The organism is Psychrobacter sp. 1U2, from assembly GCF_051847575.1.
The window spans coordinates 1-503 of sequence record NZ_JBPYDC010001894.1; the positions used below are offsets into that span (position 1 = coordinate 1).

2 protein-coding genes are annotated in these 503 nt (G+C 38.2%); both read left to right on the forward strand.

Annotated elements, in window-relative coordinates; all coding sequences use genetic code 11:
- The coding region (locus ACS8FD_RS24990) for a helix-hairpin-helix domain-containing protein (protein ID WP_439277827.1) at positions 1–121 on the forward strand (121 nt) is incomplete at its 5' end.
- Between the two features lie 190 nt (positions 122–311).
- Positions 312–503: translation initiation factor IF-2 N-terminal domain-containing protein (locus ACS8FD_RS24995; RefSeq protein ID WP_439277826.1), on the forward strand; the 192-nt coding region annotated here is incomplete at its 3' end.

Below are 503 nucleotides of genomic sequence, written 5' to 3' on the forward strand. Positions count from 1 at the left end.
TATTACCGTTGACGATCTGGCTGAACAAGCAGTTTTTGATTTAGAAGATATTGAAGGTTTAGATGCTGAAACAGCAGGCAAGCTTATCATGAAGGCTCGGGAATCTTGGTTCGATGAATAGGTGTTAACTGCATATCGCTGTCTTTTGGTGGTATGCTATTAATAATGAAAGGCTAATAAAAGATTAATATTTAATATACTTATATAACATCCAATTATATTAAATAATCTCTGTTTTGGTCAAACGCAATCATTTGTAGCCAACAACTGAATTGAACAAATAGCAAATAATAGACAGTAGGTGATAATAAATGGCAGATAAGACCGTCAAAGAACTGGCAGAAATGGTAGGCAAAACCGTCGGTGCTGTACAGCAGCAACTCCAGGATGCTGGGCTACCTGCTCGCGGGGAGGATGACTCAGTCACCGAACTTGAGCAAGAAAAATTGGTAACGTATTTAAAACAAAGTCACGGACAGCAAGAAAAACGTCGTATTAGTCTT